Annotated in this window: 17 protein-coding genes and 1 tRNA gene; 8 read left to right on the forward strand and 10 right to left on the reverse strand. The window is 72.0% G+C overall.

Going from position 1 to position 24,265, the window contains the following annotated elements; genetic code table 11:
* The first annotated feature begins 296 nt into the window (after positions 1-296).
* The 3 genes from IE269_RS23965 to IE269_RS23975 all read left to right on the forward strand — a co-directional run bounded on the left by IE269_RS23965 (position 297) and on the right by IE269_RS23975 (position 4,365).
* Positions 297-1,373 carry a hypothetical protein gene (locus IE269_RS23965; protein WP_189825178.1) on the forward strand — a complete coding sequence of 359 codons (1,077 nt, stop codon included), beginning with the start codon at positions 297-299 and terminating at the stop codon, positions 1,371-1,373.
* Complete coding sequence (locus IE269_RS23970) at positions 1,370-4,261, forward strand: stealth conserved region 3 domain-containing protein (RefSeq protein ID WP_189825179.1); 2,892 nt, start codon at positions 1,370-1,372, stop codon at positions 4,259-4,261. The genes IE269_RS23965 and IE269_RS23970 overlap by 4 nt, the downstream gene beginning before the upstream one ends.
* Before the next feature lie 31 nt (positions 4,262-4,292).
* Positions 4,293-4,365 (forward strand) — tRNA-Arg (locus IE269_RS23975).
* A gap of 60 nt (positions 4,366-4,425) precedes the next feature.
* Here the strand turns inward: IE269_RS23975 and IE269_RS23980 are convergent.
* The 4 genes from IE269_RS23980 to IE269_RS23995 all read right to left on the reverse strand — a co-directional run bounded on the left by IE269_RS23980 (position 4,426) and on the right by IE269_RS23995 (position 8,094).
* Positions 4,426-5,505, reverse strand: a complete 1,080-nt coding sequence (locus tag IE269_RS23980) for a hypothetical protein (RefSeq protein ID WP_229898178.1) — start codon at positions 5,503-5,505, stop codon at positions 4,426-4,428.
* 25 nt (positions 5,506-5,530) lie between these two features.
* The gene (locus IE269_RS23985) at positions 5,531-5,983 is read right to left on the reverse strand and encodes a hypothetical protein (protein WP_189825180.1); all 453 of its coding nucleotides are present in this window, start codon (positions 5,981-5,983) and stop codon (positions 5,531-5,533) included.
* 46 nt (positions 5,984-6,029) lie between these two features.
* On the reverse strand, positions 6,030-7,577 hold the full coding sequence (locus IE269_RS23990; protein WP_189825181.1) for a DEAD/DEAH box helicase: 1,548 nt from the start codon (positions 7,575-7,577) through the stop codon (positions 6,030-6,032).
* A 313-nt stretch (positions 7,578-7,890) separates the two neighbouring features.
* Complete coding sequence (locus tag IE269_RS23995; RefSeq protein WP_189825182.1) at positions 7,891-8,094, reverse strand: cold-shock protein; 204 nt, start codon at positions 8,092-8,094, stop codon at positions 7,891-7,893.
* A gap of 331 nt (positions 8,095-8,425) precedes the next feature.
* Between IE269_RS23995 and IE269_RS24000 the strand changes: the two genes are divergently transcribed.
* Positions 8,426-10,378, forward strand: coding sequence for a DUF4855 domain-containing protein (locus IE269_RS24000; RefSeq protein WP_189825183.1), 1,953 nt, complete (start codon positions 8,426-8,428; stop codon positions 10,376-10,378).
* 221 nt (positions 10,379-10,599) lie between these two features.
* Here IE269_RS24000 and IE269_RS24005 read toward each other — a convergent pair whose 3' ends face one another.
* Positions 10,600-13,302 carry a D-alanyl-D-alanine carboxypeptidase gene (locus IE269_RS24005; protein ID WP_189825184.1) on the reverse strand — a complete coding sequence of 901 codons (2,703 nt, stop codon included), beginning with the start codon at positions 13,300-13,302 and terminating at the stop codon, positions 10,600-10,602.
* A gap of 205 nt (positions 13,303-13,507) precedes the next feature.
* Here IE269_RS24005 and IE269_RS24010 point away from each other — a divergent pair, with 205 nt between their 5' ends.
* From IE269_RS24010 to IE269_RS24020, 3 genes are all read left to right on the forward strand, one after another.
* On the forward strand, positions 13,508-14,281 hold the full coding sequence (locus IE269_RS24010) for a GOLPH3/VPS74 family protein (protein ID WP_189825185.1): 774 nt from the start codon (positions 13,508-13,510) through the stop codon (positions 14,279-14,281).
* 337 nt (positions 14,282-14,618) lie between these two features.
* Positions 14,619-15,482 (forward strand): helix-turn-helix domain-containing protein, encoded by an 864-nt coding sequence (locus tag IE269_RS24015; RefSeq protein WP_189825186.1) that lies wholly within the window; start codon positions 14,619-14,621, stop codon positions 15,480-15,482.
* A 280-nt stretch (positions 15,483-15,762) separates the two neighbouring features.
* The gene (locus tag IE269_RS24020) at positions 15,763-15,972 is read left to right on the forward strand and encodes a DUF397 domain-containing protein (RefSeq protein WP_189825187.1); all 210 of its coding nucleotides are present in this window, start codon (positions 15,763-15,765) and stop codon (positions 15,970-15,972) included.
* Positions 15,973-16,103: 131 nt separating this feature from the next.
* Here the strand turns inward: IE269_RS24020 and IE269_RS24025 are convergent, their stop codons facing one another.
* The gene (locus IE269_RS24025) at positions 16,104-16,943 is read right to left on the reverse strand and encodes a hypothetical protein (protein ID WP_189825188.1); all 840 of its coding nucleotides are present in this window, start codon (positions 16,941-16,943) and stop codon (positions 16,104-16,106) included.
* 80 nt (positions 16,944-17,023) lie between these two features.
* Here IE269_RS24025 and IE269_RS24030 point away from each other — a divergent pair, with 80 nt between their 5' ends.
* Complete coding sequence (locus IE269_RS24030; protein WP_189825189.1) at positions 17,024-17,809, forward strand: SDR family oxidoreductase; 786 nt, start codon at positions 17,024-17,026, stop codon at positions 17,807-17,809.
* A 157-nt stretch (positions 17,810-17,966) separates the two neighbouring features.
* On the opposite strand, the gene IE269_RS24035 is transcribed toward IE269_RS24030, so the two are convergent.
* The 4 genes from IE269_RS24035 to IE269_RS24050 form a co-directional block, all read right to left on the reverse strand.
* Positions 17,967-19,103 (reverse strand): ADP-ribosylglycohydrolase family protein, encoded by a 1,137-nt coding sequence (locus tag IE269_RS24035; RefSeq protein ID WP_189825190.1) that lies wholly within the window; start codon positions 19,101-19,103, stop codon positions 17,967-17,969.
* A gap of 92 nt (positions 19,104-19,195) precedes the next feature.
* Complete coding sequence (locus IE269_RS24040; RefSeq protein WP_189825191.1) at positions 19,196-20,629, reverse strand: flotillin family protein; 1,434 nt, start codon at positions 20,627-20,629, stop codon at positions 19,196-19,198.
* An 82-nt stretch (positions 20,630-20,711) separates the two neighbouring features.
* Positions 20,712-21,227, reverse strand: a complete 516-nt coding sequence (locus IE269_RS24045; RefSeq protein WP_189825192.1) for a hypothetical protein — start codon at positions 21,225-21,227, stop codon at positions 20,712-20,714.
* Positions 21,228-21,457: 230 nt separating this feature from the next.
* A complete protein-coding gene (locus tag IE269_RS24050) occupies positions 21,458-24,073 on the reverse strand; it encodes a bifunctional FO biosynthesis protein CofGH (RefSeq protein ID WP_189825193.1) in 2,616 nt (871 codons plus the stop codon).
* Between the last annotated feature and the right edge of the window lie 192 nt (positions 24,074-24,265).

Raw genomic sequence — 24,265 nt, forward strand, 5'->3', positions numbered from 1 at the left:
TCGCCCGCCCTTGATGATCCCGAACCGGAAACCGGCCCATTCACCTAAACTTTACAAACGCAACAGCCAAGGCACTTCCGCCGGACTCCTCTCATCAATGAGGACAGAGGGAATTCAGAGGAAGTTCGCTCCCGGTCCACAGAGTGGCGTCGATCACACTCCCCTGTCCGGGAGTTGGGCCGCCTCGGGAATTTGCCGCAGCGTGCACGCCCTTGGCAGGATGCCGGGACCCCGGACCGCCCAGCGGCCGAACAGAGAGTGAACATCACCGTGAGTGACGATTTCTTGAGCGGCTCATGAACGACGCCCTGCTCTCCCAGGCCGTCAAGGCCGTCTCCCGCGCCCGGCGCACCGCGGGCCGTGTCCGCCGCCGTGTGGAGCGGATCAACACGGTTCCGGCGCTGGGCGCACGGGTCGGGTCCCGGCCGACGCTGCCGCCCGTGCACCTCTCCCTGCTGTCGGGACGGACCCTCAATCTGGCCGTCCGATGCCCCTCCGCGAGCACCCCGCCGGAGCACGCCCGCCTCGTGTTCGAGCACCGGGGCCGGCGACAGAGCGTGACGCTCGCACAGGAAAAGCACCCCGAGGGGCTGCTCCTGACCGCCACGGTGTCACTGCGGCACGCGGAACTGGACGCACCGGAGGCGACCGGCCCGCGCCTTTCCGACGGTGTGTGGAGACTCACTGTCGTCACGACCGACCGCACCGGCAACGAGAGCCGCTACGGCATAGCCGACCCCACCGCCACGGCACCCGAGGGTCCGACCCTGCCGCACTCCCCCAGCACCACCAGTGGTGCTCTGTTCCGCCCGGTGCGGTCGGTCGACGGGCACGCCATGATCAAGGTGTCCGGCCCGCGCGAGCAGGCCGAGCTGCTCGGCTTCGACCTGTACTGGGACCGGGTGACGGTGCAAGGACGGCTGTTGACCACCGCCGCCCCGCACACCGCCTGGACCGTCGAAGCGGTACGCCGCGGAAGCTCCTCGGCGACAGTGCGCGTGACGCCCGTCTGGGACGGCGACCGCTTCACCTTCGACGTCCCGCTGGACGCCATGGCCCGCGGCGCCAAGGGTGCCCGGGTGTGGGACTTCCAGCTCCAGCGCGGCCGCAGCAAGGCCAGGCTGGGGCGCAGGCTCACCGACGTACGCCATCCCAAGAAGGTGCTCCGTACGCCGTTCCGGACCATCGCCACCCCGGCCGGCGCCCTGCTGCGCGTCCACGCGCACCTCTCCCCGGCGGGCACCTTCGCGGTGAACTGCGCGCCGCTGCCGAACCCGGCCAAGGACACCCCGCCGAACCCGGCCGCCACCACCACCGCCACCGCCAAGACCCCCACGACCGCCACCCCCACGCCCGAGGACTCCGCCCGATGAAGATCACGTTCCTGCTCACCTGGGGCGACGAGATGGGCGGCACCGAGCTGGCCGTCTACACCCAGGCCGCCCATCTCGCCCACCGCCACGAGGTCGAGGTGCTCAGCGTGGTGAAGACCCGGGAGGAACCTTTCTTCCCGGCCGGGCGGGCGATACCCCGCCGCTACCTGGTCGACCGCACGGGCTCCCACCCCCGCCCGGTGCGCGAGCACGACCTGGACGCGAAGACCTGCCGCACCCTGGCCTCCCAGCCCAGCGAGATCATCGACCCCGCGTGGGAGCCGACCTTCGACCGGCTCACCGACATCGAGATGACCCGCGCCCTCAGCGCCCTCGACAGCGACGTCGTGATCAGCACGTCGCCCGCGCTGATGGCCGCCGTCGCCCAGCTGGTGCCGTCGCGCGTGATCACCGTCAACCAGGAGCACCGCGCCTCCCAGCAGCGCGGCGCCGACGTCGAGCCGCTGCTCGCGCAGGCCTGCCGGATCGACGCGCTGGTCGCGCTGACCGACCGTACGAAGGACTGGTTCGCCGACTCCCTCGGCCGCTCGGCCCCCGAGCTGCACGCCATCCCCAACGCCGTCCCCGACGGCTTCCGGCCGCGCTCCGACCTCGGCAACAAGACCATCGTCATGGCCGCGCGCCTGATGGCGGGCAAGCAGGTCGACCACGCCATCGAGGCGTTCGCGCAGATCGCCGGCGAGCACCCGGAGTGGAAGCTGCGCATCCTCGGCGACGGCCCGCACGAGGTGCGCCTGCGCCGCCTGATCGAGGGCCTCGCCCTGCACGACCGGGTCGAACTCCTGGGCCGCAGCGCCAACATGGAGCAGGAGTGGGCGGCCGCCGGCCTCGCCGTCCAGTCCTCCCGCAGCGAGGCGTTCCCGCTGGTCCTCCTCGAAATGTTCGCCGCGGGCGTCCCCGTCGTCTCGTACGACGTCGTGACCGGACCCGCCGAGATCATCCGGCACGGCGTCGACGGCCTCCTCGTCCCCGCGGGCGACAAGGACGCGCTCGCCGTCGCGATGTCGAAGCTGATGGCCGACGACGAGATGCGCCGCGCGTACGGGCAGGCGGCCCGCGAGGGCGTATACGAGCGCTTCAACTCCGAGCGGATCACCGCCCTCTGGGAGGACCTCTTCGCCCGGCTGGTGGCGCGCCGCGACGACCCGCGCCGGCTCGCCGAGCGCGCGGACCGCACCGCGCACCGGATCGCCGCGGGCGGCAGCCGCAGCTTCACCCCGGCCGCACCGGTGTCCATGCTCGCGGGCTCCTCCGACGAGCAGAAGGCCCGCGAGGTGCTGCTCCAGGCGCAGGACCGCACCGGCACCCTGGTCCGCTCGGCGGGCCGGCTCGCCGAGGTGCGCGACGACATCCTCGCGCCGCGCATGGCCGACTGGAACCTGGAGCTGGCCACCGACGCGCTCACCGCGCACGGCGTCCCGTACGTCATCCTGCGCGACGACTCCTTCTCGCACCGCGTCGCCGTCGAGCTGGAGCGCCGCAAGGAGGCCCTGGACGCCCTCGCCACCGCCCTGCACGGCAAGCCCGTGTACGCCGAACTGGTCGGCCCGGACGGTCCCGCGCCCGGCGCGGTGCTCGCGGAGCGGCTGCGCGAGGTCGGCGCGGTGGCGGGCGTACGCGTCTTCAAGCCGGTCGCCACCGAGAGCCGTTCGCTGCGGTACGGGCCCGCCTACGGCTGCACCGTGGAGTTCTGGGCGCTGACCGACGAGGACGACGAACTGCCCGGCTGGCGCACGGCCCCCCGGGGCACCACCCTGCTCGGCCCCCGTCTGCCGCACCTGGACGCGGACGCGACGCTGCGCGTGGGCGAGCGCGACCACCCCACTCTCGCCGCCTTCACCGAGACGCTGATGTGGGAGGTCGACTTCCCCATCGACGTGGTCTACACGTGGGTGGACGACTCCGACCCGAAGTGGCGCGAGCGCCGCGACACGGCGAAGCGGGAGGCGGGCCTGCTCGCACCGGAGGCGGCGGCCGCGGACGCAGACGCCGAGGACAGCGAGGACACCGACGCCGACGCGGGCGACGTCCGCTTCCGCAACCGCGACGAACTCCGCTACTCCCTGCGCTCGCTGGCGATGTACGCCCCCTGGGTGCGCACGGTCTACCTGGTCACCGACGACCAGACCCCGGAGTGGCTGAACACCGAGCACCCGGGCGTCAAGGTGGTCCCGCACCGCGAGATCTTCGCCGACCCCGAGGCGCTGCCGACCTTCAACTCGCACGCCATCGAGAGCCAGCTGCACCGCATCGAGGGCCTCTCCGAGCACTTCCTCTACTTCAACGACGACGTCTTCCTGGGCCGCCCGGTCAACCCGCGCGACTTCTTCTCCAGCAACGGCCAGGCGCTGTTCTTCCGCTCCCCCACGGCCATCCCGCCGACGCCCTTCGCCCCCACCGACGAGGGCTACTTCGGGGCGGCGAAGAACAACCGCGCCCTCCTCAAGGACGCCTTCGGCCGCACCGCCACCCACGGCTTCCTGCACACCCCGCACCCGCTGCGCCGCAGTGTCCTGGCGGAGCTGGCGGAGCGCTTCCCGGCGGAGACCACCGCGACCGCCCGCAGCCGTTTCCGCGCCCCCACGGACCTCTCCGTGGCGGCCTCCCTGCACCACCACTACGGCTACCTCACGGGCACCTCGGCCCCCGCGACCATCTCCTGCACCATGGTCAACGCGGGCTCCTACGCCCACCACACCCGCCTCAGCCGCCTGCTGTCCGCCCGCAGCCACACCATCTTCTGCATCGGCGAATCCCCGACGGCCGAGGTCCCGCCCGAGGAGCAGGACCGGGTGGTCCGCGCCTTCCTCGGCGCCTACTTCCCCGTCCCCTCCCCCTTCGAGCGCGCCCCCTCCTCCATCCGCTAACCTGTCCAGAGCTGCCCCCAGGGGCAGTGTCGCCTCCGTAGCTCAGGGGATAGAGCACAGCTCTCCTAAAGCTGGTGTCGCAGGTTCGAATCCTGCCGGGGGCACAGCAGCAGGCCGAAGGCCCCGCAGCCCGTGAGGGCGGCGGGGCCTTCGGTGTTCCCCGGCTACGCCGTGCGGGCGAACCAGGTGCGGGTCTCGTCGTCGGGCAGTACGCGGATCAGCTCGGCGGAGCCCGCAAGGTGCGGGAAGAAGCGGTCGGCGTTCCAACTGCGCGGGTACACCGGTTCGTCCAGGACGAGCAGGCGGCGGCCGTCCACCACGGGGATGTCGTCGGGCAGCCCCTCGTTCCAGATCCGCTCCCCGTCGGGGGCGAGCAGCTCGAAGGCCCCCAGCGCGACGACGCCGGACATCCCCTGTGCGGGCGCGGGGTCCGTGGCCAGGCGGACGCTCTCGGCACAGGGGGCGGTGCCGGGGAGGTGGCCGCCGCCGACGAGGGTGTGGGCGAGGAGCGTGTGCAGCTGGAAGTTGTCGCCGATGCCCCCGATCCGTACCTCGAAACCCCGTCCCGTCGGCCGGTGCAGCACCACCAGCGGCTCGTCGTCGAGGACGGCAAGGGCGTACGCCAGGCACTTGAGGTCGTGCTGCTCCAGGGCGGCCAGCTCGCGGCAGACGGACAGCAGCGCGGCCGCGTGGCGGCGGCGCACCTCCGCGCTGCGGCACAGCACGGCCAGGGCGGGCGGCTGCCACTGTTCGAGCGCGCACCAGGCCAGCGCCAGCCGGGTGGCCTCGTACTCGTCCCCGTCGAGGCCCAGCCGGGCCGCGAGACCCGCGTCGATGATCTTCTCGTCGGGCTCGGGCAGTTCGCCGGCGCCCCACAGCCGCGCGAACTCCCGTGCGGCGAGGAGGTCTTCTCGTACGGCGTCGAGCACGGGCTCCGCGCAGGCGAGCGGGTCGGCGCCGCGCTCGACGCAGAACCCGGCGGCCATCGCCAGCATCGGACGCGGGCCGACGGGCGGGAAGAGGGGCAGCAGCGCGGCCAACCGGGGCCCGGCGGCGGCGCATTCGGCGTCCGTGGCGCTCTGCACCACCGTCAGCACGGCCGCGAAGGCGGTCTCGGTGCGGCCGCCGTCGCGTGCCTCGACGGCCTGCTCCAGCTCGGATATGACGGTCCCCAGGTCCGGGGCCTCGGGCTTCTTCTTGAAGATCACCGGCACACAGTAGGGGCGGGCACTGACAGCCGTCATCCGCCGGCCTCCGAGGGCGTCCGGCTCAGAAGAACCAGACCACCAGCCGTACGTTCTGCGCCCCGTGCAGCTCGCCGAGCACCCGCATCACCGTCCACACCGGCCCCCAGTGCGTCGCGTCCCCGGCCACCTCGCGGCGGGTGAGGGTGCCGTCCCGGTCCGTTCCGTCCCAGTCGGCGGCGGCCAGTTCCGCCCAGGTGATCCAGGTGGTGCCGCGCTCGTCCGGGGCGCCCGGGTAACCGGCGTACTCGGTGCGGACGCCCTCGGACGCGTCGTGCGGCATGCCCCGGTCCTCGGCCAGGGGCAGGAAGCCGAAGGAGTTCCGTACGCCGAAGAGGCAGGCCAGGGCGGCGTACGCGTTGCCCGTGTTCAGGTGGAGCACGTCGATGGCGGCCTGCCAGCGGGAGTCCTCGTCGTCGGGGCCCCAGAGACGGGCCCCGGGTCGGCACTCGATCATCCCGGCGAATTCGGTGGACATGCGGGAAGTATCGCGGCCGGGCAGCCGGGGGCCCTCCCCTGGTGCGTTACGAGGCCCTGCGTACCGCCGCCGCCTTGCGGGCCGCCGCCATCTCGGCGCTTTCGCGGCGTCCGCGGGAGGGGGCCGGGGAGCGGCGGGCGCGCGGGGCGCGGGTGCGGGTCTCCGGGGCGGCCGGGGACTTCGGGGCGCGGACCGGGACGCCCGAGGGGGCCTGGGCGCCGGTGATGCGGGTCAGTTCGGCGTCGCCGGAGCGGACGGCGGCGGTCTCGGGGCGGATGCCCGCCTCGCGCATCAGGCGGGAGAAGTCGCGGCGCTGGCCGGGGGTGACCAGGGTGACGACACGGCCGGACTCGCCCGCGCGGGCGGTGCGGCCGCCTCGGTGCAGGTAGTCCTTGGGGTCGGTCGGGGGGTCGACGTTGACGACGAGGTCGAGGTTGTCGATGTGGATGCCGCGGGCGGCGACGTTGGTGGCGACGAGGACGGTGATCTCACCGTTCTTGAAGCGCTCCAGGGTGCGGGTACGCAGGGGCTGCGACTTGCCGCCGTGCAGGGCCGCGGCACGGACGCCGCTGGCGAGGAGGTCGGTGGTGAGGCGGTCGACCGCGTGCTTGGTGTCCAGGAACATCAGGACACGGCCGTCGCGGGCGGCGATCTCGATGGTGGTGGCGTGCTTGTCCGCGCCGTGCACTTCGAGGACGTGGTGCTCCATCGTCGTGACCGCTCCGGCGGACGGGTCGACGGAGTGGACGACCGGGTCGGACAGGAAGGTGCGCACCAGCTTGTCGACATTGCGGTCGAGGGTGGCGGAGAAGAGCATCGTCTGCCCGTCTTCCCTGACCTGCTGGAGGAGTTCGGTGACGTCGGGCATGAAGCCCATGTCGCCCATCTGGTCGGCCTCGTCGAGGACGGTGATGCGCACCTGGTCGAGGCGGCAGTCGCGGCGCTCGATGAGGTCCTTGAGGCGGCCCGGGGTGGCGACGACCACGTCCGCGCCCCGGCGCAGGGCGGAGGACTGGCGGCCGATGGACATGCCGCCGACGACGGTGGCGATGCTCAGGCGCAGCGCCTTCGCGTACGGGTCGAGGGCGTCCGTGACCTGCTGGGCGAGTTCGCGCGTCGGTACGAGCACGAGGGCCAGCGGCAGCTTGGGCTGGGCCCGACGGCCGTAGGCGGCGGTGCGGGTGAGCAGCGCCAGGCCGAAGGCGAGGGTCTTGCCGGAGCCGGTGCGGCCGCGGCCCAGCACGTCGCGTCCCGCGAGGGAGTTGGGGAGCGTGGCGGCCTGGATGGGGAAGGGGGTGGTGACGTTCTCCGCGACCAGGGCGGCCTGGACGGACGCCGGGAGGTCGAGTTCGGTGAAGGCGGTGACCGGGGGAAGTCCCGGGGTGACCGTCACCGGGAGGGCGAATTCGCCCTTCAGGGGGACGGGGCGGCGGGAGCGGGGGGCGTTGTTGCCGCCCGTGCGGTTGTTGTTCGTACGGGTGCCGCCGCTGCTGGTGCGGTTTCCGCTGCGGTTTCCGTTGCCGGAACCGCCGCCGGATTTCTTGCCGGCGCTGGTGTCCCGGTTTCCGCCGAAGCGGGCGTAGTTCGTACTCACAAGGGAGTCCTCTCGATACCGGCACGTATCGAGGAAATCCCGGCGCACCGCGAAGGCGCGGGCCGCATTTCAAGAACGAGCCGAATGTCAATAAAAAGCAAAAAGTCGGTCCGGTGCGTTTGGACGCAAGCTGGACGGTGTTCAAACACTAGCCGGGCCGGATTTATTCCCGGGCCCCTCGGCAGACTGCCGGCGCCCGGCGCAAAAACGGGCTGGGACCCGCACACGAGGTGCGAGTCCCAGCCGCGCTTGTCACCGCTGATCAGGCATGGAGCCGTGATCAGAGATCACTGACCCGAGGGTCTGCGATCACTTAGGCGGGGACGATGTTCTCCGCCTGCGGGCCCTTCTGGCCCTGCGTGACGTCGAAGTTCACCTTCTGGCCTTCCTGGAGCTCACGGAAGCCGGAGGTGGCGATGTTCGAGTAGTGGGCGAAGACGTCGGCGCCGCCGCCGTCCTGCTCAATGAAGCCGAAGCCCTTTTCCGAGTTGAACCACTTCACGGTGCCAGTAGCCATGTCAATTCTCCTTCGGGGTGAAACCCGGGGAACACACACTGTGCATGTTCCACGTCGCGCGATGATGACCCCGTCCGGGAGAAAAGCACCGGAAATACAAAAGAAAAGTGCGCCCATCGGAAACGAATGTGACGATTCCGAGGAGAGCACTTGTAAGTCTTTTCGGGAACCACAACTGCAACTGCTAATAACCGTAGCATGCCGCGAGCATTTCGGCACGGCGAGTATTCGTGCCGGTTGCGCAGAGTGCTCGCACAGCGCTTGCACAGCGCTTCGGATACCCGGCTGTGTCGGCCGGATCCTGACGCGGTACGGGTGCGAATCTACCCGCGTGATCAAGAAGGCAACCTTCCTCGGCGCGACGACTTTCCTGGTGGCGGCGGCCCTGGGGGCGCCGGGCCCCGTACCTCCGGCGCCCGGCCCCGCACCCGCACCCGCACCCGCACCCGGTTACCTGACCCCCGCCAAGGCCGGTTTCCACCACGCGGCGCTCGTCTACCACGAGGGCCGGCGCCGCCCCGCGCATCTGGACGCCCTCGCCTCCCTCGGCTTCGACGCCTACGTCGCACTGCGCTTCGTCGCCCCGGCGAGCGGTGAGTGCACCGACTACGGGGCGACGACGGCCGCCGACTGGCGGGGGCTGCTGGACGCGTGGTTCGGCGACGGCGGCGATCTGGCACGCCTCGACGCCGCCGTCGCCCGGGCCGGGAAGGGGCCCGCCCGGGTGGCCGTGGCCGTGCCGTGGCCCTCCCCCGAGCAGCCCGCCTTCGGGCCGGTCGAGGAGGGCGGCCGGTCGCTCGACTTCGGGCGGGCGCAGGACCGTACGACCGCAGTGGACTGGTACGCCCGCGAGGTGCGCGCACGCTTCGACGCGGCCGGGTATCGCCAACTGCGGCTCTGGGGCCTGTACTTCATGCGCGAGGACGCCACCGGCGGCGACCCGGCGTGGCTGCCGCAGGCCACCGCCGCCGTCCGCGCGCACGGCCTGCGCACCCTCTGGATCCCGTACGCGGACGCGCCGGGCGTGGAAGAGAGCGCGCGGCTCGGCTTCGACGCGGTGGTGCTCCAGCCGTCGTACGCCTTCACCTCGCCCCTCGACGGGGGCACCACCAGCGCGTCCCGGCTGCGTGCGACGGCGCGGCGGGCGCAGCGGCTCGGGCTCGGCGTGGAGATCGAGGCGCGGCGGGGCGGGACGGGCGAGGACGGCGGGCGGCTGTTGCGGCAGTACCTCGCGGAGGGGACGGTCCAGGGCTACCGGGGGGCGGCGACGGCGTGGTTCACCGGCTGGGGCGACACGGTGCCGTGGGCGCCGGGGTCGCCCGTGCGCCAGGCGCTCGCGGACTACCTCGCGGGGCGTCCGGTACGGGACGACGACCTGCACCCGCACTGGACCTGGTCCCCGGACCGGACCGTCGCCCGGGCCGCCTTCCCCGCACGGGACGGGCTGCGGGCGCTGCGGGTGGACCTGGAGCCGGGCAGTGCGGTCTCTCTCGTACGGGTCCGGACGCACGCGGCGTCGGGCGGCCGGCGGGACGCGGGGTGGGCGGCGGTGCGGCCGCCGGAGCAGGTCGACGAAGGGGCGCCGTCGGTGGCGGTGCCGCTGGAGGGGCGGGGCGGGGTGGACGGGCTTGAGGTGCGCTTCGACCGGCGGGTGGATGCTCCGGTACGGATGACGGGCGACGCCCAGTGGCAGTGGCCGCCGGTGCGGCCGCCCGCCGCCTCGCCGCCGCTGTACCCGGACGGGGGGCGGCTCACGGACGGGGCGTGGGCGGCGGGGGCCTGGGAGCCGGCGCGGTCGGTGGGCTGGTCGGGGTGGCTGGACGGGGCGCGGGTGGCAGTCGACCTGGGGCGGTCGGGGCCGGTGTCGGAGGTGGTGGTGCGTACGCACGGGGGTGGGGCGGCGGGGGTGTCCTGGCCGGACCAGCCGGTGGTGCTCGTCGCGGACTGTCCGGTGGGGAATCACGCGGGGGCGGGGGTGCTGCCGTGCCCCGTCACTGCGGTACGGGCGGCTCCGCTGGAGGTCACCGGTGGCTCGCACCCGGCGCTGGGCGGGGCCCTCCGCTTTCGGCTGCCGCGCGGGGTGCGGGGCAGGTACGTCACCGTGGCGGTGGGCGGGCGGGGGTGGCTGATGCTGGACGAGGTGTCGGTGCGGGACGCGGCGGGGCGGGAGGTGGGGCTCGGAGCCCCCTACCGGGTTTCCCCGGCCCCGAGCGGGCCGGACCCCGAGGGTGGGCCGTACGGGGAGGGGGCGCGGTGCCCTCGGGAGGGGACGGGGTCGCTGTAGGGCCCTCGGGCGAGGGGCCGGTGCCGGGCGCGTCCGGCACCGGAGGGTGCGGGGAGGGGCCGGAACCGGGGCGGGCCCGGATCGGGCGGGCCGCCCCCTTGCCCGCCCGTCCCGCCCCCGGGGGGGGCGGCGGCGGAAGGGGAGGGCGGCCCCGCCGCCCAAGGGGGCTAGGGGGGGGAGGGAAGCGGGCGGAGGGAACCGGGACCACCCACTCCCCCCACTCAGCCCAGACGCCTCAGCTTCGTGCCGAAGCCCGGTTCGATCAGGTCGGACTGGAGGGCGACCGGGGCCGAGACCTTGCCCGGGCCCGTGCCCACCGTGACCTCGCCGACCACGTCGCCCGCCTTCCCCGCGTGCGGGACCGGCTTGCCCGCCTGGGCGCCGACCGCCAGGTCGACCTTCAGGCCCGGCCAGCCGATGGCCTTCAGCTCCTTGGTCGCCACGACCGGCGTCCGCCCGCCGAGCCCGTCGTCCACGTACCCGACGACATCGCCCTTCTTGATCACCTGCGCCGAGGTCACGACCTCCTGCGCCTTCTTGATCAGCTCCAGGCTCTTGTCGATCGCCCGCTGGAGCTTGCGTTCCAGCACCGGTCCGGTCGTCTGGTTCATCACCGCGCCGATGATCCGGCGCGGCTTCCCGTCGACGATCGTGGACGCCGTGAAGAGGAGGTTGCCGCCGGCCGGGGTCGTCGAGCCGGTCTTGATGCCGTTGACGCCCGGCTCAAGAAGGATCTTGTTGTTGTTGTAGATCCGGCCGGGAAGGCCCGGGATGTCCACCTGCGGCATGTCCACGATCTCGCGGAACACGTCGTTCTCCATCACGGCCCGGCCCAGCTTGATCTGGTCGAGCGGGGTGCTGACGGTGCCCTTGTCGAAGCCGCTGGAGTCGGTGTACTTGGAGTTGGTCATGCCGAGGTCCTTGGCCGCGGCGTTCATCTTCTCCAGGAACTTCTCCTCGGAGCCCGCGTCCCAACGACCCAGCAGCCGGGCCACGTTGTTGCCCGACGGGATCATGAGCATCATCAGCATCTGCCGCTGCGTGTACTCCTGCCCCTCCTTGATCTGCGCCGTGGACTCGTCGCCCTTCTTGCCGTCCTCCTCGGCGGCCTTGTCCACCTTGATCTTCGGGCCGGTCTCCTTGCCCGTGATCGGGTGGTCCTTGAGGATCACGTACGCCGTCATGGCCTTCGCCATGCTCGCGATCGGCGCGGGCTTCTGCGGGCCCTCGGTGCCCATCGAGCCGACGCCCTCGACCTCGATCGCCGACTGGCCCTCGCCGGACCACGGCATCTCGGTGGTGCCGCCGCCGAAGGTGTACGTCGGGTTCGCGCTCAGTGCCAGCTTCGGGTCCGGCAGCGGCCGTACGAACTGCACCACCGCGAAGATCAGCAGCAGCAGAACGATCAGCGGCGTCCAGATCTTGAACCGGCGCACGGTCGTGCGCACCGGCGTCTCCGGCGGCGCGGGCTTGTTCGTCAGCTCGGCCAGCAGGTCCAGCGGCGGCTTCGGCGGCAGCGGCTGCTGCCGGGTCCGCTCGGTCTCCGGCAGCCCGGGCCCGGCCGGCGGCGGAACCGGCCGCGGCTGCGCGGCCCCCGGCTGCGCGCCGGTCTCACCGGGCTTACGGGGCGGCCGCGGAGCCCGTACGTCGTCGGGCTTCAGCGGTACGAACTTGCTGGTGCGCTCGGCGTCCGACTCCGGCTTGGGCAGCGGCGAGGACTTCGCCGCGCCCGCGCCGCCGCTGGGCTTGAGCTGCTTGTCGGAGGGCAGCTTGAGCATGGCGGTGGGCTGGTCGACCTTCGGCCCGGAGGGCCGCATGGTCTTGAAGACGGCGGTCGCCTGATCGACCCCCTTGCCGTCGTCCTCGCCCTTCTCGCCGTCGCCGTCCTCGCCGTCGGCCTTGCCACCGTCGGCCTCGGCCTCGTCCTCGTCCGTCTCGGCGGCGGGTTCGGGCTTCTTCGCCGGTACGGGGGCGGCGTCACCGTCCTCGTCCGCCTCGGCAGCCGGTTCGGGCTTCTTCGCCGGTACGGCAGCGGACGCAGCCTTCGCGTCCGGGCCTTCGGCGTCGCGGTCCTCGTCCTCGTCCTCGTCCGCCTCAGCGGCCGGTTCGGGCTTCTTCGCCGGTACGGAAGTGGGGGCGGCCTTCTTGTCCGAGGCGTCCGTGTCGGGCGCGTCCGGGGCCTCGTCGGAGGCGTCGGAGGCCGATGCGGAGGCGTCGGAAGCCGAGGCCGAGGCCGCGTCGTCGCCCTTGTCCGCCGCAGTGGGCTTCTCGTCCGGTGCGGAGACTTCCGCTTCCGGTGCGGAGGCTTCCGCTTCCGGCGTGGAGGCTTCCGCTTCTGGTGCGAGGGGCTCGTCCGGGACGTCCTTGTCGGCATCGCCGGCCGCCGTGTCGCCGGTCGGGGACTTGGCGTCCGCCTCGGCGTCCTTGTCGTCGTCGTCCGAGGTCGCCACCCACGCGGCCACCGCCGCGCGCAGCCGGGAGTCGCCGGGCTCGGGAGACTCCGGGGACTCGGCCGCCTCGGGCTCCTCCTCGCCGGAGGGTGCCGACTCGGATTCCGCTTCCGCGGCGTCCTCGGACGCCTCCGGCAGCTCCGTGCCCCTCGGGCGGGTGCGGAAGGTCGCCGTCGGCTGGTCCGTGCCGCCGTCGGCCGGCTCCTCGTTCGCCGGAGCGTCCGGTGCCGGGTCGTGCGTCACCGGGGTGTCTGCGGCCGCATCCTCAGCCGTATCGGATGTGTCGGATGTGCCGGACGTAGCGGACGCGTCCGAAGCGGCGCGCGATGCGGACGGGCCGTCGCGGAAGACCGCGAGCCTCGGATCCCGCTTCTCGCTCGCATCACGCGCCTCGCGCACCTCGCTCGCTTCGCTGCCAGCCGTCTCCCCCGACGACTTCCGCTGCTCCGACTTGCCGGGGGACTCGCCCGCCACCGATGCCTCCTCAACGCCAACAAGAGTCGTGACGGGATCTCCCCCGCCTGTCCGATCCATGGACCAGTGTCCCGCTACGAGACCCGCACCCACGTGCTAGACGAGAACGACATACCTACTGGTTCCCGTACGAAGCACCCAGGCACTCTCGACAGATGAATGTGAGAGGGGTCACCCTGTCATTCATCCACGCGGGGAGGCATGGATGGGCAGGAGCCGCAGAACAATTCCGGAGGAGCTTCTGCTGCTCGCTCTGGACCCGGCAACGGGTACCACAGCGCAGCCGCAGTCGCTCGACCTCGGCCTGGCCGGGGCACAGCTAGTGGAGCTGGCTCTGGCAGGACGGATAGCCCCTGACGGGGATCGTATCGCCGTGGTGATGCCACGGCCGACCGGAGATCCGACACTGGACTCCGCACTGGAACTGCTGCGCCGTCGTGGCAGTCCGGTTCGGGCAGTGAACTGGATCGGCGGGCCCCGACTGGGGCTGCGCCAGATCTATCTCGCGCACCTGGAGCGGTGCGGCATGGTGCATGCCGTATCGGGTCAGATGTGCGGGGTCTTGCCGACGACTCGCTACCAGGCGACGGACACGGCAATCAGCCGGGACATCCGTGCCCGGCTGGACAGTGCGATCCGCACCGGCGTACCGCCGGACCCGCGGACCGCGGCGCTCGCCGCGCTCGCTCACGCAGTGGGGCTCGGCAAGCACCTGTATCCCGGCAACGAGGGCCGGTCGTCGAGGTCCCGTCTGCGGGATCTGATTCGGCACGACCCGATGGGCGGACTCGTGGCGCACGCCGTGATGGACGTCCAGAACGGGGTGGCCGCCGCGCCACGCCGTGCAGCACCCGGCAGCACGTCCTCCGGCCAGGGTTCCCCTGGCGGCGGCGGGGCCGGCGCACGCCAGTCGGCACAGTCGGCGTCCGTGTCCGCGCAGCCGCACCGCGGCAGCATGGCCAGGGCCGCAGCTCACTGACGTACGAACGCACGACGCATCACGCACGACCCGAAATAACAGCAAGCCGCCGCGCCGACGTCCCCAAAGACCCGGTTCGGGAGCCGCAGTACACACGCGGGGCAGTGGACCGGCCGTCCGGACGAGGGCCGGGCCACTGCCCCGCGCGTGCGTTTCCCCCGGGACCGGCCGGGACCGATGGCGGGGAAACACGGGAAACCGGTACGGATGCGTACACGGTGCGGCACCCTGTGTCGCCATTTCCCGGCGCGGCCAGCCCAGTTGGTGGCACTCTGCAAAGACCGAGCAGGACCGAGCAGAGCAGATTCGCGCAGCACGCAGCCGGAGGTGCAGTCCCGTGGCGTCCCCCAACATCAACCCGACCGTCAGGCGACGTCGACTGGGACAGGAGCTGCGCAGGCTCCGCGAGACGAAGGGCCTGACAGCGGAGGGCGTGGCCGAACGGCTGCTGGTCTCCCAGTCGAAGATCAGCCGTCTGGAGAACGGCCGCAGGAGCATCAGCCCGCGCGACGTCAGGGATTTGTGCAACGTGTACGAGGTGGAGGACCCGAGGGTCGTCGAATCGCTGATGCAGATGGCCAAGGACTCCCGCCAGCAGGGCTGGTGGCACGCCTTCGGCGACATCCCGTACAGCGTGTACATCGGCCTGGAGACGGACGCGGAGAGCCTGCGCGTGTACGAGCCCCAGGTCGTCCCGGGACTGCTCCAGACCACGGAGTACGCGGAGGCGGTGATCTCCGGCGCGCTGCCCGAGAGCACGCCCGAGGAGTGGCGCAAGCGGGTCGGCGTCAGACTGCGCCGGAAGGAGCGCATCACGACGGCCGCGGTGCCGCTGCGGCTGTGGGCGGTGATCGACGAGTCGGTGCTGCGCCGCGAGGTCGGCGACCGGCATCTGATGCTGGCGCAGCTGGAGCACCTCCAGGAGCTGTCGAAGCTGCCCCATGTGACCATCCAGGTGCTGCCGTTCTCGGCGGGCGCGCACACGGGTCTGAGCGGCCACTACGCGATCCTGGAGTTCCCGGAGACGACCGACTCCAGCGTCGTGTACATCGAGGGCGTCACCAGTGACCTGTACCTGGAGAAGACGGCCGACGTGCAGAAGTACACGGTGATGTACGAGCACTTGAGGGCGAAGGCGATGAGCGCGGAGGACTCGATGGAGTACATCGCCGACATCGCGAAGCAGCACTACGCGAAGTAGCGCTGCGCGAAGTAGCGCTGCGCGAAGCAGCCGGTTCCTGCTGTGCGCCCGGTGCGTCGCCTCTGTGGGAAACCCCGGGGCGGCGCACCGTACACCTTCCCCTCGTACGAGTGGAAGACCCACCGGTATATGCCATCCGGTCGAGTGAACACCCCCTGTGGGTAAGGGAGTTCCGGCGTAGCGTCGATCACGCCAAGCAAGACCGCTGGCAGACCGCGTCGAACGCCTTCGGCGGACGCTCGCGGCGATCGACGAACGACTGGTGGAGGCTGAAAAAGACATGGCGATTCTCAAGGGCGCGACGGCCGAGTGGACGAAGTCCTCTTACTCCGGCGGAAACGGTGCGTGCGTGGAGGTCAAGTCCCCGGCGGTGCAGGCGATCGACGTGCGGGACTCGAAGGCGCCCGAGGGCCCTTCGATCACCTTCGCGCCGGGTGCGTGGACGTCGTTCATCACCGAGGTCGGCCAGGGAAGCCTCGGAGACCGCTGAAACCGTTCCGACCGCTGATACGGCAGATGCCGCCGACACGGCCACACCGCCGGCCGGCCTTCGCCGTACAGCACGCACGAGCCCTCTCGACCGGCCCGCCGTCCTGGCCGAGGGGGCTCTTCCCTTGCCGTCTAACGGAGTTGGTCGACGTAACGGTCCGTCCCGACCACCGTCGGAATGAACGGCGCGACGAGTTCGACCCGCCCGAGCCCGGCCCCGGCGACCGCCTCCCCGAGTCCGCCGAAGCGCTCCTCCCACCGCTCGCGGGGGTCCTCCTCCAGGAACCACAGCAGCGTCAGCCGGGTGTCGACGCCCTCCACCTGCTTGACGTACGTCATCCGGTCCCCCGGCAGGGGCGTCGGCCGGAAGACGGTCACCATGGCCGCCGACGACCCGGCGAGCTGCTTGGGCAGGTGCGCGGCACGCAGCCACTCCGCCAACTCCCGCCGCTGGTCTGCGTCCTGAGCGTCGATCACCTCCAGCACCAGCCCCTTGTACGGGTGGTCGAGGGCGTGGAAGTCGCGCGGCCCGGCGGCGCCGTCCCGGTAGACGGTCGCCACGTGGTCCTGGAAGGCCGTGAAGACATGGGTGCGGGCCTGGTGGACGCGGGCGTCGCGGTTGAGCCGCTTGTTGATGGCGACGGTCCACTTCATGTGGTCGTCGTAACGCCCTTCGGTGATCCAGTACGTGGACAGGTAGCACCCGGCGGTGACGGGCTCGGCGACCGCCGACTCGGCCGGATACCGCAGGAGTTGGAGGTCCCGGGTGGCGACCCACCTCCTGCCCGCGTACATCCAGGGCATGGCCATGGCGCCGGCCATGTAGTGGTCGTCCTCGTACCAGCGGTTGTACGCGTACTCCTGGCCCGGGTGCGGTTCGACCATGGTGATCAGGGCGTGCCCGGGCCGCACCCCGTACGGCCCGACGGCCGCCAGCTCGGCGTACGTCTCGCTGCGCGTGTCCTCGCTCATCCCCGCCCCTTCCAAGTGACGTGACCGGGACCTACCCTGACGGACCGTCAGACAATTGACCAGAGTCCGGAGGCAGTGACGTGCTCATCGAGGGAAAGACGGTCGTCGTGTCCGGCGTCGGCGCGGGCCTCGGCCACCGGGTGGCGGAGGCGGTGGTGCGGGACGGCGGCAACGCGGTCCTCGGCGCCCGTACGGAGTCCCGCCTGGCGGAATGCGCCGCCGCGATCGACCCGGACGGCAAACGGACGGCCTGGCTGGCGACCGACATCACCTCCGAGGCGGCCTGCGACCGGCTCGCCGCCGTGGCGGTGGAGCGCTTCGGGGCGATCGACGCGGTGGTCCATGTCGCGGCGTTCGACACGTACTTCGGCGGCCTCGAATCGGCGGACTTCTCCGCCTGGCAGCAGGTCCTGGACGTGAACCTGCTGGGCACGCTGCGGATGACCCGGGCCTGTCTGCCCGCCCTGAAGGCGGGTCCCGGGGGCTCGGTGGTCATCATCGGCACCCAGTCCGCGATCGCCGCGCCGACGGAGGTGGAGCAGGCCGCCTACGCGGCGTCGAAGGGCGCGCTCACCTCGGCGATGTACTCCCTGGCCCGGGAGCTGGGACCGCACGGGGTGCGGGTGAACACGGTGCTGCCGGGGTGGATGTGGGGGCCGCCGGTGGAGGGGTACGTGGCGTACGCGGCGGGCGTGGAGGGGGTGGCGGAATCGGTGGTCCGGGAACGCCTGAACTCCCGGATGGCGCTTCCGGCCATGGCCACGGACGGCGACGTGGCGAACGCGGCGATCTTCTTCGCCTCGGACCGGGCGGGGGCCATCACGGGGCAGCAGTTGTTGGTGAATGCGGGTGAGGTGATGCGGTGACCGGGGGCGGGGGTGCGGGCAGGGGGGCGGTGTCCGGGTGGGCCGGTGTCGGGGGTGCGGGCAGTGGGCGGTACCGGGGCGGGCCCGGATCGGGCGTACCGCCCCCTTGCCCGCCCGTCCCGCCCCCCGGGGGGGGCGGCCCCGCCACCCAAGGGGGCTAGGCGCGCGGGTATCGGGCCAGCCAGCCCGGGGAGCCTGCCCCCGGGGTGTGGAGAGACGCCCCCTGTGTCATCTCCATGGCGAAGTCGTCCGCCAGTTCCAGGAGCGTGGAGCGTCCCTCCACCTCCACCACCCACCCCGCCGGCAAAGCCGTCTCCCCGTGCATCGCCCCCAGCAGCGCCCCGCACAGAGCCCCGCAGGCCGCCGACGCCCCGCCGTGGTTCACCGCCAGGCGCAGCCCGTGCCCCACGTCCTCCCCCACGAGCGCGCAGTACACGGCCACCGCCAGCACCCCCTCCGGCGTCCGCCCGTCCCCCAGCGCCTCCACCCGCTCCGGCGTCGGCAGCCCCTGCCGGACCCCGTCCAGCGCCGCCCGCAGGGCATCACTCACCAGCTGGTGCCCCGGCCGGGCCGCGAGCTGTGCCAGCGCCCGCTGCACCGCCGCGTCCAGCCCCTCTCCCCGGGCCACCCCGTGCACCAGCACCGCGAGCGCCCCGGCAGCCAGGCAGGACACGGGATGCCCGTGGGTCAGCGCCGCGCACTCGGCGGCGAGCTGGAAGACCAGCGGCGCCTCCCACCCCACCAGCAGCCCGAACGGTGCCGCCCGCACCACTGCCACCGCGTCCCGCGAGGCAGGGTTGTGCGGGGCCTCCAGCGTGCCCATCGCGGGCTCCTTGAGCGCCCCGAGGCACTCGCGGGTCGGCGAGCGGCGTACGTACAGCCACTCCTCGCGGGCCAGCCACCCGTCCTCGGGGCGTCGTTCGTCGGGGCCCCAGTCGTGCTGGGTGGCGGCCCAGCGGAGGTAGGCGCGGTGCACGTCGGTGGGCGGGTGCCAGGCGCCGGTGTCGCGCCGCACCTGGGCCCGGATCAGCCCGTCGACGGTGAACAGGGTCTGCTGGGTGCCGGCGGTGATCGCCCCGCGTCTGCCGTACGCGGGCAGCAGGTCGACGACGCCCGCCTCTCCGCACCCGGCCCGGATCTCGTCCAGGGAGAGGGAGTCCACGGCGGCCCCGAGGGCGTCGCCGATCGCGCCGCCGAGCAGCGCACCGCGCACCCGGCTGCGGAAGTCCTGCTGCTCGGTACGGCCCCAGACGCCGGACGCGGCGGCGGTGGCGGCGGCAGTGCTGCTGCTCATGGCGCGCCACAATAGTTGATCGGCCTGTGGCTTTTAAGGTCCGGAAAGTTCCCGAAAAGCCACAAGCCGATCCGAATCACAGAGAGTTGATCTCAGTCGGTAATGGGAATCTGCCCGTTCGCGGTGGCACCCCCACCGGCCCCCGAGACCGCCCCGGACCCCTTCTGCGCGATCCCCTTCAGCAGGCCCGCCAGGTCGACCCCGGTCGTGGAGCTGAGCAGTTCCATCCCCTGCGCCACGTTGTCGGTGACCGTCCGGGAGAGCTGCGAGGCCCCGTCCGTGGAGATCACCGTCATCTTGTCGATGGCGCTGAGCGGCTCGGACGCCTTCGCCACGACCTGCGGCAGCGCCTCGACCAGCATCTGGATGACGGCCGCGTCCCCGTACTGGGCGAACGCGTCGGCCTTCTTCTGCATGGCCTCGGCCTCCGCCGAACCCTTCGCGGCAATCGCTGCGGCCTCGGACTCGCCCTCGATGCGCACGGCCTCGGCGAGCGCCGCACGGCGCAGCTTCTCGCCCTCACCGGTGAGCCGGGAGCGCTCGGCGTCCGCCTCGGCCTCCTTGACCTGGCTGATCCGGCGGGCCTCGGCCTCCTGCTCGGCCTGGTAGCGGGCGGCGTCGGCGGGCTTGCGGACCTTGGTGTCGAGCTCGCGGTCGGTCAGTGCGGCCTGCCGCTGGGCGACCTTCTCCTGCTCGGAGAGGACTTCCTGCTGACGGGCGGCCTCTGCGAGCGGACCTGCGGCGTTCGCCTTCGCGGCGGCCGCCTCGGTCTCGACGCGGATCTCCGCCTGCTTGAGGTAGAAGGTCCGTTCGGCGATGGCGATTTCCTCGGCGGCCTTCAGCCGGGCCTGCTCGGAGGCCCGCTTGGCGATGGCCTCCGCGATGTCGGCCTCCTGGCGGGCGCGGGCGGCCTCGGGCCGGCCCAGGTCCTCCAGGTAGGAGCCCTCGGTGGTGATGTCGTGGATCTGGAAGGCGTCCAGGACGAGGCCCTGCCCGGAGAGGCTCGCCTCGGCCTCCTCCGCGACCTGCCCGGCGAACGCGGCCCGGTCCCGGATGATGTCCTCGACCGACATCCGGCCGACGATGGCGCGCAGCGCGCCCGACAGCACTTCCTGGGTGAAGCTGTTGACCTGGCCCTGCTGCTGGAGGAAGCGCTGGGCGGCGGCCCGGATGGCGTCCTCGTTGCCGCCGACCTTGACGATGGCGACGCCTTCGAGGTTGGCCTTCACCCCGCGCAGGGTGACCGCGCCGCGCACCGAGATCGGGATCTGGCGGCTGGACAGGTCGAGCGTGGACTTCTGCTGCACGAACGGCACGACGAAGACACCGCCGCCGACCACGACCTTCTGGCCGCTGTTGTCGGTGCTGATCCGACCGGTGACCGGATCGGTGGACTTCTTGCCGCGCCGCCCGGTGATGATGAACGCCTCGCTGGGCCCCGCGACCTTGTACCGCGAGACGACGACGAGGGCGATCAGGACGAGGAGTACGACGACTCCGATGACGGCGATGACGACTGGACTCATGGGCATTCCCCCGAGCTGGTTGGTGCGTTGGGTGGGTCAGCCCCTCCGGCCTGGGAGGAGCGGGGAGTACGGGAGGGCCGGCTCAGCGCTCCACCGGCCGCACCGCCACGGACGTGGAGGACAGGCTCGCCTCGACCCACACGTCCGCGCCCCGGGCCACCGGTGTCGCGCTCTTGGCCGCGTACTTCACGGGCTGCCCGCCGAGGTACACCAGGACTTCTCCGTAGCCCTCGGCGGGGATCGCGGTGACGACGGAACCGGAGGTCCCGATCAGGTCCTCGCCGCGCGGTGTCGCGTCCGTCTGGTCGCGCATCAGCACCCGGGTGAGCTTCCAGGTGAGCCAGGCGGCGACGAGTCCGGCGACGATGCCCACCCCCGTGGCGGCACCGGCGCCGAGCCCCGTCGTACCGAGCGTGATCGCCCCGGCGAAGCCGAGCATCGCGGTGAAGCCCGCGATCACCGGCAGCGACAGCAGCCCGTCGAACAGTCCCTCCAGGGCGGAGAATCCGCCGAAGAGGCCCTCCAGTATCCCGTCGAAGACCAGCGCGAGGAGCAGCAGCACCACGCCTGCGATGCCGAGACCGAGAAACAAGGTCATGCCTGCCCCTTCCCTCGTGGGCGCCGAGTCTTTGACCTGACTGACTTGTCTGAACTCTCGCACACGGCACTGACATTCGACATTGCCCGATCCCGGCAGTCTTTACGCTTTCTTGATGCCGGGCGGAGGTGAGCCCCGAGAACGCCGAAGGGCGCCGCCGCACCAGCGACGACGCCCTTGTCCGGGCCGTGGTTCCGGGGTCAGCCCCCCGACACTCAATCCCCCGGCACTCAGTCCCCCAACACCGGCAGCAGTTCCGGAAGGTGACCGTCCGAGGCGTGCGCCGCGTCCACGCGCTCCTGCGGCACCTCCCCGTACAGGGTCGTGCGCGGCTTCGACGGGCGGCCCGCCGCGTCCGCGATGGCGATCAGGTCCTGGATGGAGCGGTAGGACCCGTAACTCGACCCGGCCATCCGGGAGATGGTCTCCTCCATCAGCGTGCCGCCGAGGTCGTTGGCCCCGGAGCGGAGCATTTCGGCGGCGCCCTCCGCGCCCAGCTTCACCCAGCTGGTCTGGATGTTGGTGATGTGCGGGTGGAGGAGGAGGCGGGCCATGGCGGTGACGGCCCGGTTGTCGCGGACGGTCGGGCCCGGCCGGGCGATGCCCGCGAGGTAGACGGGCGCGTTGGTGTGGATGAAGGGCAGCGTCACGAACTCCGTGAAGCCGCCGGTCTCCTGCTGGATGCGGGCCAGCGTGCGCAGGTGGCCGAGCCAGTGGCGGGGCTGGTCCACGTGCCCGTACATCATGGTGGAGGAGGACCGCAGCCCGACCTCGTGGGCGGTCTTGATGACGTCGATCCACTCGGCGGTGGGCAGCTTGCCCTTGGTGAGGATCCAGCGGACCTCGTCGTCGAGGATCTCGGCGGCGGTGCCCGGGATCGACCCGAGTCCGGCCTCCTTGGCGGCGGTCAGCCACTCGCGGAACGAAAGCCCGGTGCGGGTGGCCCCGTTGACGACCTCCATCGGCGAGAAGGCGTGCACGTGCATGTCCGGCACGCGGTCCTTCACGGCCTTCGCGATGTCGAAGTACGCGGTGCCGGGCAGGTCCGGGTGGATGCCGCCCTGCATGCAGACCTCGACCGCGCCGACGTCCCACGCCTGCGCGGCCCGGTCGGCGACCTGGTCCAGGGAGAGGGTGTACGCGTCGGCGTCGGTGCGGCGCTGGGCGAAGGCGCAGAAGCGGCAGCCGGTGTAGCAGACGTTGGTGAAGTTGATGTTGCGCGTGACGATGTACGTCACGTCGTCGCCGACCACGTCGCGGCGCAGGGTGTCGGCGATGCGGCACAGCTCGTCGAGGGCGGGGCCGTCGGCGTGCAGGAGGGTCAGCGCCTGAGCGTCCGTCAACTTGGTGGGGTCGTCAGCCGCTTGGGACAGTGCGGCCTTCACCTCGCCGTCGATGCGACTGACGTCGCCGTTGATCTGCGAGGGCACCATCCCGGGGGCGGCGGCCTCGCGCAGGGCCTCCCAGTCGCCGTACACCGCGTCGAAGTCGTTGCGGCGGTCGCCGGTGCGGCCGGTGGTGTCGATGGTGCGGTGCAGGTCGGTGCGGCCGGCGCTGGTGAAGGCCTCGTCGGGCTCCTGCCAGGGGAGACCGGTCGGCTTCACGTCCGTACGGGCGAGACCGGTGGCCGGGTCGGCGAGGGCGGTCACGTGCGGGACGATGCGCGGGTCCAGCCAGGGTTCGCCGCGCTGGATGAACTCCGGGTAGATGGTGAGGCGTTCGCGCAGTTCGAAGCCGGACTCGGCCGTGCGGGCGCCGAGTTGGTCGATGTGCGGCCACGGGCGCTCGGGGTTGACGTGGTCGGGGGTCAGTGGGGACACCCCGCCCCAGTCGTCGATTCCGGCGCCGATGATCAGCGCGTACTCCTCATCCACGAGGTTCGGCGGGGCCTGGATGCGGGCGGAGGGGCCGAGGATGTGGCGGGCGACGGCGATGGTCGCGGCCAGCTCCTCCAGCTCCGCGTCGGGCATCTTGCCCATCGCCGTGTCCGGCTTGGCGCGGAAGTTCTGGACGATGACTTCCTGGATGCCGTGGTAGGCGCGGGCCGTCTTGCGCAGCGCGAAGAGGGAGTCTGCGCGCTCCTCGTAGTTCTCGCCGATGCCGATGAGGATGCCGGTGGTGAAGGGGACGTTGGAGCGGCCCGCGTCCTCAAGTGCCCGCAGGCGGACGGCGGGCTCCTTGTCCGGGGAGCCGTGGTGCGGGCCGCCGGGCTCGCTCCACAGGCGGGTCGCGGTGGTCTCCAGCATCATGCCCATGGAGGGCGCGACGGGCTTCAGGCGCTGGAGCTCGGTCCAGGTCATCACGCCGGGGTTGAGGTGCGGGAGGAGTCCGGTCTCCTCCAGTACGCGGATGGCCATGGCGCGTACGTAGGCGAGGGTGTCGTCGTACCCCTCGGCCTCCAGCCACTCCCGGGCCTCCGGCCAGCGCTCCTCCGGGCGGTCGCCGAGCGTGAACAGGGCTTCCTTGCAGCCCATCTCCGCACCCTTGCGCGCGATGTCCAGGACCTCGTCCGGGGACAGGTACATGCCGTGACCGGCGCGGCGGAGCTTGCCGGGGACGGTGACGAAGGTGCAGTAGTGGCACTTGTCACGGCAGAGGCGGGTGAGGGGGATGAAGACCTTTTTGGAGTACGTGATGACGCCCGGACGTCCGGCGGCTTCAAGTCCCGCGTCGCGCACGCGGGCTGCGGAGGCGGAGAGGTCCTTGAGGTTCTCGCCGCGCGCCTGGAGCAGGACGGCGGCCTCGGTGACGTCGAGGGCGACGCCGTCACGGGCGCGTTTGAGGGCGCGCCGCATCGCGTTGTCCGTGGGACCTTGGCTGGTGGGCTGCGCTGCGGGGCTGGTCATCCTTTGAGGATACGTTCGACGTTTGTGGGGGGTCTGGGGGGCGGGGTGGGCGTGACACGGCGGTGGTGGGGGTCGTTGGACGGGGCGCGCCTCTGCAGCTTTTCCGCCTCTTCTGGGAGTTCCGTATGTCGCTTGTGCACCGTCGTCGTGTTGTCGCTGCCGTGCTTCCGTTGATCGCCGTCCTTGCCGGGA

Source organism: Streptomyces spiroverticillatus, assembly GCA_014650415.1.
GTDB lineage: Bacteria > Actinomycetota > Actinomycetes > Streptomycetales > Streptomycetaceae > Streptomyces > Streptomyces spiroverticillatus.